Below are 15,158 nucleotides of genomic sequence, written 5' to 3' on the forward strand. Positions count from 1 at the left end.
TGAGCGGCACAGTAGTTGGAGGCCGGGCGTGCGTCAGCAGGATGCGGAAGCCCTCACCCGATGGAATGGCCTTGGGGAGAACCGGGAACTCCGCGACCCCGCGGCCTCAGGCGCCGCCCGCGGCGCCTGAGGCGTCCGTGGCCGCCTTCGCCGCGATGTCGGTGCGGTGGTGGGAGCCGTCGAGCCCGATCCGGGCCACCGCCCGGTACACCCGCTCCCGGGCCTTGGCCAGGTCCGAGCCGGACGCGGTGACGGAGAGCACCCGGCCCCCCGCGCTCAGCACGTCGCCGGACGCGCCGTCCCGCTTGGTGCCCGCGTGCAGTACGTACGCCGTGGGCCCGTCCTCGGCGGTCACCTCGTCCAGTCCGGTGATCGGGTCACCGGTGCGCGGGGTGCCGGGATAGTTGTGCGAGGCGATCACGACGGTCACCGCGGCGCCGTCGCTCCAGCGCAGCGGCGGCTCGGCCGCCAGCGCACCGGTCGCTGCGGCCTTCAGCAGACCCGCCAGGGGGGTCTTCAGCCGGGCCAGCACGACCTGGGTCTCCGGATCGCCGAAGCGCGCGTTGAACTCGATGACCCGCACCCCGCGCGAGGTGATCGCGAGCCCCGCGTACAGCAGCCCGGAGAAGGGCGTACCGCGGCGGCGCAGCTCGTCGACGGTGGGCTGGCAGACCGTGGCCACGATCTCGTCCACCAGGGCGGGGTCGGCCCAGGGCAGCGGGGAGTAGGCGCCCATGCCGCCGGTGTTCGGGCCCTCGTCGCCGTCGTACGCCCGCTTGAAGTCCTGGGCGGGCTGGAGCGGCACCACGGTCTCGCCGTCGGTCACGGCGAACAGCGACACCTCGGGGCCGTCGAGGAACTCCTCGATCACCACGCGGCCGCAGGCCAGCGCGTGCTCGCGGGCTTCCTCGAGGTCGCCGGTCACCACGACGCCCTTGCCCGCGGCGAGCCCGTCGTCCTTGACCACGTACGGCGGGCCGAAGGCGTCGAGTGCCTCGTCGACCTCGGCGGGGGTGGTGCAGACGTAGGCGCGGGCGGTGGGCACGTTCGCCGCGGCCATGACGTCCTTCGCGAACGCCTTCGACCCCTCCAGTTGCGCCGCCTCGGCGGACGGCCCGAAGGCCGGGATGCCGCGGGCGCGCACGGCGTCGGCGACGCCAGCGACGAGCGGCGCCTCCGGGCCGACGACGACCAGACCGGCCCCCAGCGCGGCGGCCAGGTCGGCGACGGCGGCGCCGTCGAGGGCATCGACGGCGTGCAGCTCGGCGACCTCCGCGATACCGGCGTTGCCGGGCGCGCAGTGCAGTGCGGTGACGTCGGGATCGAGGGAGAGGGAGCGGCACAGGGCGTGTTCGCGGGCGCCGCCGCCGATGACGAGGACCTTCACGGTAGGCACCCTACGGCCTCCCCCGTCCGGCCGGCCCCGCGCCCCCGTCGCGTCCGGCACGGCCGGACGGGGTGGGGGCGGGTCGTGGTCCCGGGCGGGTGGGCACTCTTTCGGGTGAGCGGGAATGGGGCTCTATATCCGATGTCCACCACTTATGGGCGGAATACCCGTGATCGTGGCCGCGTGGCCAGCCGTTCGGCGGTAGGAATGGTCGTCGCGCATCAGCGGCGCGCGGGTGCGCGTCAGCCGCGCGCCAGGAGAAACACCGCCGCAGAGGGAGTGCACGGGTGAGTCAGCCGGAGATGCAGCCCGAGGAACTCCCTCGGCAGGAGGGGGCGAGGGCACGGGAGGACCTGCTCGGCCGGACGTTCCCGCACGGCGACTGGGGGGAGCCCGCCGAGCGGCTCGACGAGCTGTACCAGTGGGTCGAGGAGGGCGCGCTGCGGGTGGGCGCCTGGTATCTGGCCGACCGGCTGTGGAAGCGGCGGGCCGCCCGCGCGCTGCGGGGCGGGGCCGCGGTGGGCGCGGTGGCGGGGGTCGTGCTGCCGCTGCTGGAGCTGACCGGGGCGCTGGGCGGCGGCGCCGGATGGGGCGCGCTGGCGCTGCTGCTGGCCGTCGCGTGCGTGGGCTGCGACCGGTATTACGGGCTGACGTCCGGCTGGATGCGGGACGTGGCCACGGCGCAGGCGGTGCAGCGGCGGCTGGAGTCGCTCCAGTTCGACTGGGCGTCGGAGAGCGTCCGGGAGGTGCTGGGCCCGACCGAGGGCACCGCGTCCGAGGCCGTGGAGCGGTGTCTGCTGGTGCTGCGGCGGTTCTGCGAGGACGTGTCGGAGCTGGTGCGGACGGAGACCGCGGGCTGGATGGTGGACTTCGGCTCGGGGTCGGCGCCGCTGTTCACCCATTCGCTGTTCACGCAGTCACTGGTGGCCCAGGGCTCCCGCCCGGACAGCGGGAGCCCCGCGCACCGCTTTCCGCTGCCGCCGGGCAGCACCCGGCCCAATATGCCGCGGCAGCGTCCTCCCGAGCCGCCCCGCTGACCTGCGGGCGCGGCAGGGGCCAGGGGTCGGGGGGCAGGGGTCAGCTGAAGAGGATCATCGATCCCTGGCTCAGGCTGCGGGTGGCGGCCGCGTGCAGCCCCAGCCAGACATGGCGTTCACGGGCGAACGGGCTGTCCTCGTACGGCCCGGGGGCGGCCGGCTCCTCCAGGCTGGTCGGCCGGGTGGGGGGCGTGGGCGCGGCCGGGGGGTTGGACGGGTCGATGCCGAGCGCCGGGGCGACCGCCTCCAGTTCGCGCAGCAGCCCGTGACTGGAGCCCAGGGGGCCGCCGCCCTCCATGAGTTCGTCGTTGGCGAGCGGGCCCGGGAAGTCGACGGGGACGTAGGCGCCCGCGTGGTCGTAGTGCCACACCAGGTGCGACTGCTTGGCCGTGGGCTCGAACATCTCCAGCAACTGCTCGTAGTCCCCGCCGAGTTCGTCGACCGGGGTGACGGCGAGCCCGCACAGCTGGAGGAGGTAGGCGCGGCGGAGGAAGTGGAGTGCGTCGTAGTCGAATCCGGCTACCGGGGCGACGTCCCCGGACAGGCCCGGCATGTAGCCGAGGACGGGCACCGGCGGCAGACCGGCCTCTCCGAGTGCCTTGTCGTAGGTTGCGATCTCGTCGGCGAAGGGATTGTCGGGGCTGTGGCACAGCACATCGACAAGGGGGACCAGCCAGAGGTCACAGGCCACGCGATCTCACTCTCGTATCCGTATGGTCGCTGGTCGGTTCAGCGTAGTGCCCCGGGTACGCGGCGCGAAGAGCGCTGACGGCAGCTGTCCCCCTCAGGGGGTTGTCAGGGGTGTCATCAGGGCGCGTCGGTCACCAACCGCTCGATCAGCGCACGGAAGTGCGCGTTGTACGCCGATATCAGCCGCTCGGAGGTCTTGGGATCACCGCGGGTGACGGCCGCGGTCAGCTCGCAGTGGCCCGCCCACAGTTCGCCGCGCAGATCGGGGACCCGGCGCAGATAGGGCACGGTGAAGACCCAGGTCTGCATCCGCAGCCGCTGGAGGAAGTCGGTGATGTAGGGGTTGCCGACCAGCCCGCATATCTCGCGCCAGAACCGCAGGTCGTAGCCGATGAGGATGTCGAGGTCGCCGCCGCGGGCGGCCCGCTCGGCGGCCTCGGCCCGGCGCCGCACCGAGGCCAGGGACTGCGGGTTCATGGTGTTCAGCGTCTGCTCGACGGCGTGCCGGAACAGTCCCTCGACGACCATGTTGCGGGCGTCGACCATGTGCCGGAAGTCCTTGATGGTGAACTCGTGGACCTTGAAGCCACGGTGTTCCTCGACGTCCAGCAGCCCCTGGGAGCACAGGTCGAGCAGAGCCTCGCGGACCGGGGTCGCGGAGACGCCGTAGTGGTCGGCCATCTCCTTGACGGTGAACTGCCGCCCCGCCGGCAGTCTGCCCGCGAGCACCTCGTCACACAGCGCGTCGGCGATCTGCTGCCGCAGGGTGTTCCGCTTGACCGGGCTGGTGCCGGGCACGGGCATCGAGGACCGTCTCCTTCCGCGGCCGTCGTGTCATGTCATCCGGAAGCGGACGGCCCTCGCATCACGATATGCGAGGGCCGTTGCGCAAAGTACGCAGAGTCAGGTGGTGGTCTACACCGGACGGCTATATGTGGCTATGGGGCGTGAAGAGGACGTGACGCCATGGTGAGGGCGTGATTACACGGTGTGGGCGTCCGCCGCGCCCAGCGCCTCGTCCAGGATCGCCAGACCCTCCTTGGCCTCGGACTCGGTGACCGTGCACGGCGGCACCACGTGCGTACGGTTCATGTTCACGAACGGCCACAGCCCGCCGCGCTTGCAGGCGGCCGCGAAGTCGGCCATGGGCTGGTTGGCCGCGCCGCTCGCGTTGTACGGGACGAGCGGTTCGCGCGTCTCCTTGTTCTTGACCAGATCGAGCGCCCAGAACACGCCCAGACCGCGCACCTCGCCGACGGAAGGGTGGCGCTCGGCGATCTCCTTCAGGGCCGGGCCGATCACGTTCTCGCCGATCGCGGCCGCGTTCTCCACGATGCCCTCCTCCGCCATCGCGTTGATGGTGGCGACGGCGGAGGCGCAGGCCAGCGGGTGGCCGGAGTAGGTGAGCCCGCCCGGGTAGGGCCGCTGGTCGAAGGTGGCGGCGATCTCGGCCGAGATGGCGACGCCGCCGAGCGGCACATAGCCGGAGTTGACGCCCTTGGCGAAGGTCAGGAGGTCAGGGGTGACGCCGAAGTGGTCGGCCGCGAACCAGTGGCCGGTGCGGCCGAAGCCCGCCATGACCTCGTCCAGGATGAAGACGATCCCGTACCGGTCGCAGATCTCCCGGACCCCGGCCAGATAGCCGGGCGGCGGCACCATGATCCCGGCGGTGCCGGGGATGGTCTCCAGGATGATCGCGGCGATGCCCGCCGGGCCCTCGTAGGCGATGGTGTCTTCCAGGTGGCGCAGCGCGCGCTCGCACTCCTGCGCCTCGTTCTCGGCGTGGAACGGCGAGCGGTAGAGGAACGGCGCCCAGAAGTGGACGACACCGGCCGAGGCGGTGTCGGAGGGCCAGCGGCGCGGGTCACCGGTCAGGTTGATCGCGGCGGCGGTGGCACCGTGGTACGAGCGGTAGGCGGAGAGCACCTTGGAGCGGCCGGTGTGCAGCCGGGCCATGCGGACCGCGTTCTCGACCGCCTCGGCGCCGCCGTTGGTGAAGAAGATCTTGTCGAGGTCGCCGGGGGTGCGCTCGGCGACCAGCCGCGCCGCCTCGGACCGCGCGTCCACGGCGAAGCCGGGCGCGATGGTGCACATCTTCGCCGCCTGCTCCTGGATGGCGGCGACGACCTTGGGGTGCTGGTGGCCGATATTGGTGTTGACCAGCTGACAGCTGAAGTCGAGGTAGCGGTTGCCGTCGTAGTCCCAGAAGTACGAGCCGTCGGCGCCCGCGATCGCGAGCGGGTCGATCAGCCCCTGCGCGGACCAGGAGTGGAAGACGTGTGCGCGGTCGGCAGCCTTGACGGCGGCGCCGGCGGCGGGATCGGGGCTGGGGTGCGTGGACTGCACGGACACGTTCGCTACCTCTGATCGCTCGCGGGTCTGGGGCAGCCACCAGCGTACGGAGCCGCCGGACCGGCCGCACACCGCCAAGGTGTACGGCTTCGGCCGCCTGACCCGGCAGAGTGTCGGGTTCCCCCGACCCGCGGCCCCCGCGCGGACGCGGCCGTCAGTCGTCCACGTCCTGGTCCGGGGCCACGACCGGGCGGCCCGCGTCCGTGCAGGTGAGCACCGTGGTGATGTCGTCCTGGTCGTCCTCGTCGCCCGAGTCCGGCTCCATCTCGACGGAGGCCACAGGCCCGGGGCCGCGTTCGACCTCCTCGACGCCGAAGCCGGTGGCGGGGCTCCAGCTGACCAGGTAGATCAGCTGACCCTCGACGGGATCGGGACGGCACTCGGCCGACGCGCTGCCGCCTTCGAAGTGCACACTGCCGCGGCCGACCGCCTCCGCCGTCGCCCTCGCGGGCGGCCCCTTCGGCGTGCCCGGCCGGGACGTCGGGGGCGGGGCCGCAGTCCGTTCCCGGGCCAGCTCGTGGCGTACCCCGGCGTCGTCGAGGGGCGCCGACACATGGGCGTCGGCATCCGGTCCGGCGTGCGTCAGCGCCCACGCGCCGAGCAGGCCCGCTCCGGCGAGCACGCACACCCAGAGCAGGGCGGCCGTCGCGCTGCGCCAGGGCGCGCCGGTCCGCGCGGCCTCGCCGCCGCCGTCGCTCGCGCTGTCGCCGGTGCGGGTACGGGCCGATGTCATGCGTTCCAGCCTGCCGCACCATCATTTAACGTCCGGTTAAGACCCGCACAAACCCCCCAACCGGCCGACCCTCATACGAGTTCACCGTGGCTACCGTGGCCGTATGCCCCATCTGCTCGTGGTCGAGGACGACCCCCAGCTGCGCGGCGCGCTGGTGCGCGCGCTGCGCGACCACGGCCATGCCGTGGCCACGGCCGCCACGGGCATGGCCGGGCTGGACGCGGCCGTCACCCACCGGCCCGACCTCGTGGTGCTCGACCTCGGTCTGCCGGACGTGGACGGGGCCCAGGTGCTGCGCATGCTGCGCGCGGTCAGCGACGTACCGGTGATCGTCGCGACGGCGCGGGACGAGGAGCGCGACATGGTCGCCGTGCTGGGCAGCGGCGCGGACGACTACATCGTCAAACCCTTCGGCGCGGCCCAGCTGGACGCCCGGATCAAGGCCGTGCTGCGGCGGCTGGGCGCACCGGAACCCGAGCCGTCGATCCAGGTCGGCGGGCTGGTCGTCTCGCCCGCGGCGCGGGAGGTGACGCTGGAGGGCGAGGCCGTGGAGCTGACGCCGCGCGAGTTCGACCTGCTGTGTCATCTGGCGCGGCGGGCCGGGCAGGTGGTGAGCCGCCGCGAACTGCTGGCGGAGGTGTGGCAGCAGCCGCTGGGCGGAGCGGACAAGACCGTCGACGTCCATCTGTCCTGGCTGCGCCGGAAGCTGGGCGAGACGGCCCAGAGCCCGCGTTATCTGCACACGGTGCGCACGGTGGGCGTGAAGCTGGCCGCTCCCGGCGACGCGCCGGTGGAGTAGCCGCCGTGCGCCGCCAGTTGCTGTGGCTCACCGCCGCCACCACCGCGCTCGTCCTGGCCGCCCTGCTGGTGCCGCTGGTACTGCTGACCCGCGGTCATGCCGCGGACCGGGCGACCGCCGATGCCACCCAGCGCGCGCAGTCGCTCGCCGCCGTCGTGGGCCGATCGCTCGCGCACCCGGACCGCCGGGACGGGATGGAGCAGGTGCGCACGGCGCTCGACGGGGTGAACGGGCCCGGTCTGCCGCGGTCCTCGGTGATCCTGCCGGACGGGCGCTCGCTCGGCGCACCGGCACCGGTGACGGACGCCGTACGGCTGGCCCGGCACGGTCGCGCGTTCCTGTACGCGCCGGAGGGCGGCGGCCGGGTCGCGCTGGTGCCGGTGCAGGGCATCACCGCGGACCCCGGGGCCGGGGTGCGCTCCGGGGGCACGGCGGTCGTCCAGGTCGCGGTGGACCAGCGGCAGCTGTACGACGGCGTACTGGCCTCCTGGCTGGCCATCGCCGGGATCGGCGCGGGGCTCATCCTGCTGGGCCTGCTGGTCGCGGACCGGCTCGGCGCGCGGCTCGTGGGGTCGACGCGGCGGCTGGCGTCGGTCGCCGACCGCCTGGCGGCCGGGGACCTCGCCGCGCGGGCCGAGCCGGAGGGCCCGCCGGAACTGCGTCTGGTGGCCGTGCAGTTGAACCATCTGGCGTCCCGCATCGACGAACTCCTCGCCGCCGAGCGCGAGAACGCGGCCGACCTCGCCCACCGGCTGCGCACCCCCGTCGCCGTGCTGCGGCTGGACGCGGAGGGGCTGCGGGACACCGCGGAGGCGGAGCGGATCGCCGCCGACGTGGCGGCCCTGGAGCGCAGCGTCGACGAGGTCATCCAGTCCGCACGCCACCCCCTCGGCGGGGGCGCGGAGGACGGTACGGACGGGGGCGCCCCGGCGGCGGAGGCGGGCCGGACCGCGGACCTGGCGGCGCTGGCCCGCGAACGCTCGGCGTTCTGGCTGCCGCTCGCGGAGGACCAGGACCGTACGGTCGCGGTGGACATCCCTGAACAGCCGGTTCCGGTGCGGGTCGGCGAGACGGACCTGACGGCGGTGCTCGATGTGCTCCTGGGCAACGTCTTCGACCACACCCCGCACGGCACCGCCTTCCGGGTCGCCGTCCGGCCCGATGACGACGATGGCGGCGGGGGCGGCGGCGTCCTGGTCGTGGAGGACGACGGGCCGGGCTTCCCCTCGGGCGATATGACCGGGCGTGGCACCAGCGGCGCGGGCTCCACCGGCCTCGGCCTGGACATCGCGCGCCGTACGGCCCGGGAGTCGGGCGGCGAGGTGGTCGTGGCCCCGGCCGCCGCACCCGTCGGAGACGGCCCCTCCGGAAATGGCGCCTCGGGGGCGCGGATCACCGTCCGCTTCGGCGCCCCGCCCGCCCCGGAGGACGTCACCGCGGCGCCCTGAGTCCGTACGGGCGCAACGACTCCGACAACGCAGCGAGGTGCGGCCCGCCGTGGCAGCGGCTGATGTCACAGCGGCGGCGCGGCCCCGCGAAGATCCACCGGACAGGGCCTGGCCGTCACGCGGACCGGGGCAGGCCCGAGCCCCCGCCGAACGCGGCGCGGACCGCTCGGCGCCACTGGTTGGCGGGCAGGTCCGGTCGCAGCACGGCCAGCGCACCGCAGTACTTGGTGAACTCGGCCGCCCGTACCCCCAGCCGGTGCAGCAGTCGGTCGGTCTCCGTCAGATGACCGGCCGACTTGGTCTCGACGACGACCAGCCGCCGGTCGACCGCCAGCGCGGCGCCCGATCGCGGATCGCGGCAGACCAGCCCCGTATCGCAGGTGACCCGCTGCCCCGCGGCGACGAAGGTCGCCCGCCGGTAGTCGGTGATCGCGGACGGACGGAGCCTGTCCGGAGCCTCGATGCCGTAGGCGTCGCGCAGCACGTCGACCAGGAAGGTCCGGGCGGCGGGCCCCTCGGCGCTCTCCCCCGCGCCCAGCTCACGCCGGTGCTTGACGGTCTCGCCGTGCCGGCCCTTGAGCTTGACCTCGAACTGCCGCTCCCCGGAGTCCTCGTACACCCGCTCGCGGACCTTGAACCGCAGCCGCCGCCCCTGCCGGTGGTCGTGGAAGCAGCGCAGGCCGGGGGTATCGAGATAGACGGAGTGGTACCGGAAGGAGCGGCGGCCGCCGATGGTCAGCGCCCGGAAGCCGGAGGCGGTCAGCCGGGCGGCGAACTCCGTGAAGACCTCGGCGGGCAGCAGATAGCCGCGGTCGAATCGGGCCAGCAGCTCGGCGTCCGCCCGCACCTCGGGCAGCGAGACGGGGGCGGCGGCACGGGCCGCGTCCGCCACGGCCCGCAGCGCGGGGGAGGTCATACGGCCTCCCGGGAGAGCGGCGCGGGCCGCTCGGCGGGCCTGGGCAGGGACCCGCGCACCGGCGCGGCCGGGCGGTCGGTCGCGGGCTCGCGGTACCGCACGTCGACGACCGTCAGATCGCGTACGTAGTCGACCTCGACGACCCGCCAGTCCAGCGGCTCCCCGAGCCGGGCGGCGAGGTCGGCGCGGAGCGCGGCCGGGTCGCGGTGCACGGTGTCGAGGGTGACGACGCTGCGCCGCGCGCCCGCCAGCAGCCGCGGATGGTCGGCGACGTACAGGACGAGCAGCAGCAGTGCGCACAGCGCGGCGGCGGGTCCGGCGCCCAGCTGCGGCAGTCCGCTGAGCAGGCCGAGGACCAGGGTCGTGAAGTAGTACGCGACCTCCTCGTGCTGAATGGAGTCGGACCGCAGCCTGATCATGGACAGCACGCCGAACAGGCCGAAGCCGAGCGCCATTCCGCCGTCGCCGCCGGCCCGGGCGAGCGCCGCGACCACCGCGAACAGGGCGACGTTCAAGGCGAGATAGGCCGGTATCAGATCGCGCCGTCGGTGTCTGGGGTAGTAGACGGCGAAGGTGAGCACGCCCACCGCGACCAGGTCGAGGGCCAGATGCAGGCCGAGCGCGCCCCACGACTCCGTGGACTTCATCGGATTCCCTTTCCCGAACAGGACGTCCGGTGTTTCCGGAACGCCCTGTGGACGTTAGGGACAACGCGGTTAAACCCGCCCCTCGCGTGGGTTAACGCAACTACGGCACCCGCCAGGGATACGGAGCGGTACGGACCCGATAACAGATGGTCCGCGTCGGCCACTTCGCTCTCGCCCGCCTTTATTCTCTCCAGGGGGCTGATCAGGGGGATCAGGGAAGGGACGTTCGTCGGCATGGAAGACCTGGGGGCGGAAGACCCGCGCTGGATCGGCGAGTACCGGCTGCTCAAGCGGCTGGGAGCGGGCGGCATGGGCCGGGTGTTCCTGGCGTACTCGGCGCGGGGCCGTACGGTCGCCGTGAAACTCGTCCAGACCGAACTCGCGCAGCAAGCCGAATTCCGGCGGCGCTTCACCCAGGAAGTGCGGGCCGCCCAGCGGGTGGGCGGCGCATGGACGGCCCCGGTCCTCGACGCCGACACCGAGGCCGCGACCCCGTGGGTCGCCACCGGCTACATCGCCGGGCCTTCGCTGCACGCCGTCGTCGCCGAGTCCGGTCCCCTGCCCGAACGGACCGTGCGCATCCTCGGCAACGGCCTCACCCGCGCCCTCCAGTCCATCCACGGCGCCGGTCTCGTCCACCGAGATCTCAAGCCCTCCAACATCCTGGTCACCATCGACGGCCCGCGCGTCATCGAGACGCCCGCCGCGGCGCCGGTACGCCCCGGTGTGCCCGCCCCGCCGCCGCTCCCGCCGACGGCGGGCACCGCCGCCGCCACCGGCCGCCCCGCCGTCGGCCACGTCGTACCCGCTGGCCCCGCCACCGCCCAGCACCCCGCCGCAGGGTGCCACGCCGCCACGGCCCCCGGCCGACCCGCCGAAGACGGCGGAGCAGCGGGAGGAGGCGCCCGTACCCGAGACGCCGCCGACGCCGCCGCCCGCCGCCCCGGGACCGCGCCCCGGCCGCCAGGCCCCTGCTCATCGCCGGGGCGGCGGCCCTCGCCGTGGACAAGTCCGCCAACGACAAGGGCGGCAAGAGCGGACAGGCCACCGACTACGACAAGGCGACCCACACCTCGCCCGGCGCGGGCCCCGGGAATCCGAAGGCGCCCGGCGGGGGTTCGGGGCCGCCGGGGCCAAGGACGACCGCGACCCCACCGGCAGGATGCGCCGGATCGTCCTCTCACAGGGAGCGGTCGGCACCGCGGTGGCCGAGGAGGTCGGCGACAGCAAGAAGTACCACTGCGAGGGCAAGCGGACGCTGGCCTCGGTCGAGAAGGGCCTCGTGCTCAGCCCCGTCAAGGTCACGAAGGCCACACCGGAGGATCTGTGCGAGGCGGGAACCTCGCTCACTTTCACCGCGTCTGGAAAAGACGAGCTCCGGGTCGTGTATGAAGACCCGGACAGCTTCAGCGATGAGACCATGACCCAGACCTTCACCCGTCTCAACTGATCGGCCGATCGGCGTACGGGGACCATCGGCACACGGACAGGAGCCACACCGCGATGGAAAACCTCGGGGCCCAGGACCCGCGGTGGATTGGCGAGTACCAACTGCTCGGCAGGCTCGGCGAGGGCGGAATGGGCAAGGTGTACCTCGCCCGTTCCTCCCGAGGCCGTACCGTCGCCGTGAAGCTGGTACAGACCGAACTCGCCCGGCAACCGGATTTCCGGGGCCGCTTCAAGCGTGAGGTGGAGGCGGCGAGACGGGTGGGCGGTCAGTGGACCGCGCCCGTCCTCGACGCCGACACCGAGGCCGCCGTGCCCTGGGTGGCCACGGGGTACATCGGCGGACCGTCCCTCCACGAGGTGGTGGCCGATGACTTCGGGGCGCTGCCGGAGCAGTCGGTGCGGGTGCTGGCGCACGGTCTGTCGCTGGCGCTGCGCGACATCCACGGCGCGGGGCTGATCCATCGCGACTTCAAACCGTCCAACATCCTGATCACGATCGACGGCCCGCGGGTCATCGACTTCGGCATCGCCCGCGCCCTGGACGCGGTGGGCGGCGGCAACAGCAATCTGACCGTGACGGGTGCGGTCGTCGGCTCGCCGGGGTTCATGTCGCCGGAGCAGGTGCGCGGCGAGACGGTGACCGTGGCGAGCGATGTGTTCTGCCTGGGGTCGGTGCTCGCGTTCGCGGCCACCGGGCGGCAGCCGTTCGGCCGGGTGGACAGCGGCATCCACGCGCTGATGTACCGAATAGCCCAGGAGGAGCCCGATCTGGAGGGGCTGCCCGAGGGGCTGCTCGGCCTGGTCACCGCCTGTCTGAGCAAGGACCCGGCGCAGCGTCCGTCCGTGCCGGACCTGATCGCGTACACCGAGGCGGCCGCGCCCGACCCCGCCGAGCCCTGGCTGCCGGGCGGACTGCTGGCCCGGCTCGGCCGGGACGCGCTCCAGCTGCTGGAGGCCGAGAACCCGCATCAGCAGGTCACGGCCCCGGCGCCCACCCCGCCGCAGAGCGCGTACGCGAACCCGAGCGCGGGCGCGGGCGCCGCGGCCTCCGGGCCCTCGACGCCCCACCCCCCGTCGGCGTACGGCGCGCCGAGCGCCCCCGCGGCGTACGGGTACCCGGTGGGCGGGGCCTGGCCGCAGCAGGGCGGCGGGTACCAGCCCCCGGCAGGCCCGCCGGACCAGGGCCGGAAGGTGCGCTCGGTGCGCGCGCTGGGGAACTCCCTGGTGGCCGTGTTCGTCGTGTGGATGCTGTTGACGATCAGCGATCTGTATCTGCGGATGTCGCAGTTCGGCGCGCTCCGCGACCTGGCCGAAGACGAGGGGAGCGCCGCCGCGGTCGACCGCAGGGCGGAGGCGGTCGCCTCGCTGGACGGCGCCCTGGGCATGTGCGTGGTGGCGCTGGTCATCCTGTGGCTGGTGTGGTTCCGGCGTACGTACGTCAACGCCACGGCCCTGTCCCCCGGCCGGTTGCGGTTCGGCAGCGGCTACGCCGTCGGGGCGTGGTTCATCCCGATCGCCCTGCTGTGGATCCCCAAGCAGATCGCGAACGACATCTGGACCGCCAGCGCTCGCCCGGGCCCCGGACGGGTGCCCCGCGCGGCGCTGCACTGGTGGTGGGCGGCGTTCGTGCTGATGTGCTTCTCCGCCCCGTCCGCCGGGCTCCTGGAAGTGGCCGCCGAAGGCAGCAGGAGCCTGGACGAGCGGGTCGGGGTCGCCGGTCATATCGCTGACGACGGCGTCTCGCTGCTGGCCTCGGTGCTGGCGATCACCGTGGTGGTGAAGCTGACCGGGATGCAGGAGCGGCGCCGGGCGGCGCAGCGGCAGCAGCAGCAACAACCGCCCGTGCCCGCCGGGGTCTTCGGCCCGCCCGCGGTCTGAACAGCCCGACGCGCCCGACGCACGACGGCCCGCACGCGGCGCGATGACGCCGTTCGTGCGGGCCGTACGCAGTGGGCCGAGGGCCCGGGGCCTCAGAGGAACGAGTTGATCTGGATCGTCTCGTCGCGGCCCGGGCCGACGCCGATCGCGGAGATGGGCGCGCCGGACATCTCCTCCAGCGCCTGCACGTACCGCTGTGCGTTCTTCGGCAGGTCGTCGAAGGTCTTGGCCTGGGTGATGTCCTCCGACCAGCCCGGCAGCGTCTCGTAGATCGGCTTGGCGTGGTGGAAGTCGGTCTGGCTGTACGGGAGTTCCTCGATGCGCTTCCCGTCGATCTCGTACGCCACGCACACCGGGATCCGCTCCCAGCCGGTGAGCACGTCGAGCTTGGTGAGGAAGAAGTCGGTGAGCCCGTTGACCCGGGTCGCGTAGCGCGCGATGACCGCGTCGAACCAGCCGCAGCGCCGGTCGCGGCCGGTGGTCACACCGCGCTCGCCGCCGATGGTGCGCAGCTTCTCGCCGTCCTCGTCCAGCAGCTCGGTCGGGAAGGGGCCCGCGCCGACACGCGTGGTGTAGGCCTTCAGGATCCCGATCACCCGGTTGATCTTCGTCGGTCCGACGCCCGCACCGGTGCAGGCGCCGCCCGCGGTCGGGTTGGAGGAGGTGACGAAGGGGTACGTGCCGTGGTCGACGTCGAGCAGGGTGCCCTGGCCGCCCTCGAAGAGCACGACCTGGCCCTGGTCGACGGCGTTGTTGAGGATCAGGGTGGTGTCGGCGACGTAGCCGCGCAGCTGGTCCGCGTAGCCGAGCAGCTCCTCGACCACCTGGTCCACGGCGATGGCGCGGCGGTTGTAGAGCTTGGCGAGGACCTGGTTCTTGAAGTCGAGCGCGGCCTCGACCTTCTGCCGCAGGATCGACTCGTCGAAGATGTCCTGGACCCGGATGCCCACGCGGTTGATCTTGTCGGCGTAGGACGGGCCGATGCCACGGCCGGTGGTGCCGATCTTCCGCTTCCCGAGGAAGCGTTCCGTCACCTTGTCGATCGTGGTGTGATACGGCGTGATCAGGTGGGCGTTACCGCTGATCAGCAGCTTGGACGTATCGACGCCGCGCTCGTTCAGCCCGCTCAGCTCGGAGAGCAGGACCGCGGGGTCGACGACGACGCCGTTGCCGATCACGGGGGTACACCCGGGCGAGAGGATGCCGGACGGGAGCAGGTGCAGGGCGTACTTCTGGTCGCCGACCACCACCGTGTGGCCCGCGTTGTTGCCGCCCTGGTAGCGGACCACGTAGTCGACCGAGCCACCGAGCAGGTCGGTGGCCTTTCCCTTGCCCTCGTCACCCCACTGAGCACCGAGCAGCACAAGTGCGGGCACAGGCGTACACCCCTTCCGGGCGGGGCATGTCCAACGTGCGTGGTGGCGTGCGTCACCACAAGAGCCGTCGAACCGGTGCCCCGGATAGACGAAGCCCCTGGCGCAACAGCGACAGGGGCTCTTGCACCGAGAGATTACCTGAGGAAGGACCGAGGTGTCGGCTCCAGATCCCTGGCACTCTCCGCCGGACACCGTCCGGGGGCGCCGCCTGCTCATGGTCATCGACCCCAACGCCCGGCGAACGGACGGAGAGTCGGTGCGCATCGCGAAGGATGTGCTGTGTGCGGGCGCGCAAACGAAAATCTGCCTGCCGGACGGCCCGGAGGAAGTCGAGCGGGCACTTGCCCGGCGCGGCGGCCGACGGCCGGTCGTGGTGGGCGACGACCGGGCCCTGCTGCGGGTCGTGGAGCTGCTGCACCGGCAGCGCGAGCTGGCGGACGCGGCGC

The 15,158-nt window shown here is 73.0% G+C and carries 13 protein-coding genes and 2 pseudogenes; 7 read left to right on the top strand and 8 right to left on the bottom strand.

The annotated features are described in order from the left end of the window. Positions 1-106: 106 nt before the first annotated feature. Complete coding sequence (gene purD, locus SSOG_RS20895; RefSeq protein WP_009716230.1) at positions 107-1,387, bottom strand: phosphoribosylamine--glycine ligase; 1,281 nt, start codon at positions 1,385-1,387, stop codon at positions 107-109. Positions 1,388-1,674: 287 nt separating this feature from the next. On the opposite strand from purD, the gene SSOG_RS20900 reads away from it, so the two are divergent. Further along, a complete protein-coding gene (locus tag SSOG_RS20900) occupies positions 1,675-2,424 on the top strand; it encodes an SLATT domain-containing protein (protein WP_009716231.1) in 750 nt (249 codons plus the stop codon). A gap of 40 nt (positions 2,425-2,464) precedes the next feature. Here the strand turns inward: SSOG_RS20900 and SSOG_RS20905 are convergent, their stop codons facing one another. The 4 genes from SSOG_RS20905 to SSOG_RS20920 all read right to left on the bottom strand — a co-directional run bounded on the left by SSOG_RS20905 (position 2,465) and on the right by SSOG_RS20920 (position 6,199). After that, a complete protein-coding gene (locus SSOG_RS20905; protein WP_009716232.1) occupies positions 2,465-3,115 on the bottom strand; it encodes a hypothetical protein in 651 nt (216 codons plus the stop codon). A 116-nt stretch (positions 3,116-3,231) separates the two neighbouring features. Further along, complete coding sequence (locus tag SSOG_RS20910) at positions 3,232-3,918, bottom strand: GntR family transcriptional regulator (protein WP_009716233.1); 687 nt, start codon at positions 3,916-3,918, stop codon at positions 3,232-3,234. Positions 3,919-4,095: 177 nt separating this feature from the next. Then, complete coding sequence (locus SSOG_RS20915; protein WP_009716234.1) at positions 4,096-5,466, bottom strand: aspartate aminotransferase family protein; 1,371 nt, start codon at positions 5,464-5,466, stop codon at positions 4,096-4,098. A gap of 154 nt (positions 5,467-5,620) precedes the next feature. After that, positions 5,621-6,199, bottom strand: a complete 579-nt coding sequence (locus tag SSOG_RS20920; protein ID WP_039938217.1) for a hypothetical protein — start codon at positions 6,197-6,199, stop codon at positions 5,621-5,623. A 103-nt stretch (positions 6,200-6,302) separates the two neighbouring features. Here SSOG_RS20920 and SSOG_RS20925 point away from each other — a divergent pair, with 103 nt between their 5' ends. Further along, entirely contained in the window at positions 6,303-6,998 is a 696-nt protein-coding gene (locus tag SSOG_RS20925) for a response regulator transcription factor (protein ID WP_039938220.1), read from the top strand. Positions 6,999-7,003: 5 nt separating this feature from the next. After that, positions 7,004-8,446 (top strand): sensor histidine kinase, encoded by a 1,443-nt coding sequence (locus SSOG_RS20930; RefSeq protein WP_039938223.1) that lies wholly within the window; start codon positions 7,004-7,006, stop codon positions 8,444-8,446. A gap of 115 nt (positions 8,447-8,561) precedes the next feature. Here SSOG_RS20930 and SSOG_RS20935 read toward each other — a convergent pair whose 3' ends face one another. Both SSOG_RS20935 and SSOG_RS20940 read right to left on the bottom strand, forming a co-directional pair. Next, on the bottom strand, positions 8,562-9,362 hold the full coding sequence (locus SSOG_RS20935; protein WP_039938225.1) for a polyphosphate polymerase domain-containing protein: 801 nt from the start codon (positions 9,360-9,362) through the stop codon (positions 8,562-8,564). Then, positions 9,359-10,009, bottom strand: coding sequence for a DUF4956 domain-containing protein (locus tag SSOG_RS20940; protein WP_050799916.1), 651 nt, complete (start codon positions 10,007-10,009; stop codon positions 9,359-9,361). The genes SSOG_RS20935 and SSOG_RS20940 overlap by 4 nt, the downstream gene beginning before the upstream one ends. 234 nt (positions 10,010-10,243) lie before the next feature. Here SSOG_RS20940 and SSOG_RS56140 point away from each other — a divergent pair. From SSOG_RS56140 to SSOG_RS20950, 3 genes and pseudogenes are all read left to right on the top strand, one after another. Beyond that, positions 10,244-10,705: pseudogene (locus SSOG_RS56140) on the top strand (serine/threonine-protein kinase); the annotation flags it as partial. 466 nt (positions 10,706-11,171) lie between these two features. Next, positions 11,172-11,459: a hypothetical protein gene (locus SSOG_RS56145; protein ID WP_039938228.1), complete on the top strand. Its 288-nt coding sequence runs from the start codon at positions 11,172-11,174 to the stop codon at positions 11,457-11,459. Between the two features lie 53 nt (positions 11,460-11,512). Then, on the top strand, positions 11,513-13,336 hold the full coding sequence (locus SSOG_RS20950; protein WP_009716238.1) for a protein kinase domain-containing protein: 1,824 nt from the start codon (positions 11,513-11,515) through the stop codon (positions 13,334-13,336). 92 nt (positions 13,337-13,428) lie between these two features. Here the strand turns inward: SSOG_RS20950 and SSOG_RS20955 are convergent, their stop codons facing one another. Next, positions 13,429-14,712 (bottom strand): adenylosuccinate synthase, encoded by a 1,284-nt coding sequence (locus tag SSOG_RS20955; RefSeq protein WP_009716239.1) that lies wholly within the window; start codon positions 14,710-14,712, stop codon positions 13,429-13,431. A gap of 214 nt (positions 14,713-14,926) precedes the next feature. Between SSOG_RS20955 and SSOG_RS20960 the strand changes: the two are divergent. Beyond that, positions 14,927-15,158, top strand: a pseudogene (locus SSOG_RS20960) (hypothetical protein); the annotation flags it as partial.

Origin of the sequence: Streptomyces himastatinicus ATCC 53653, from assembly GCF_000158915.1 — a bacterium.
Classification (GTDB): domain Bacteria; phylum Actinomycetota; class Actinomycetes; order Streptomycetales; family Streptomycetaceae; genus Streptomyces; species Streptomyces himastatinicus.

Excerpts from the sequence above, each read along its gene's own strand:
- SSOG_RS56145 (WP_039938228.1), top strand. The coding sequence starts at position 11,172 with ATGCGCCGGATCGTCCTCTCACAGGGAGCGGTCGGCACCGCGGTGGCC.
- SSOG_RS20950 (WP_009716238.1), top strand. The coding sequence starts at position 11,513 with ATGGAAAACCTCGGGGCCCAGGACCCGCGGTGGATTGGCGAGTACCAA.
- SSOG_RS20940 (WP_050799916.1), bottom strand. The coding sequence starts at position 10,009 with ATGAAGTCCACGGAGTCGTGGGGCGCGCTCGGCCTGCATCTGGCCCTC.
- SSOG_RS20920 (WP_039938217.1), bottom strand. The coding sequence starts at position 6,199 with ATGACATCGGCCCGTACCCGCACCGGCGACAGCGCGAGCGACGGCGGC.
- SSOG_RS20935 (WP_039938225.1), bottom strand. The coding sequence starts at position 9,362 with ATGACCTCCCCCGCGCTGCGGGCCGTGGCGGACGCGGCCCGTGCCGCC.
- SSOG_RS20910 (WP_009716233.1), bottom strand. The coding sequence starts at position 3,918 with ATGCCCGTGCCCGGCACCAGCCCGGTCAAGCGGAACACCCTGCGGCAG.
- SSOG_RS20925 (WP_039938220.1), top strand. The coding sequence starts at position 6,303 with ATGCCCCATCTGCTCGTGGTCGAGGACGACCCCCAGCTGCGCGGCGCG.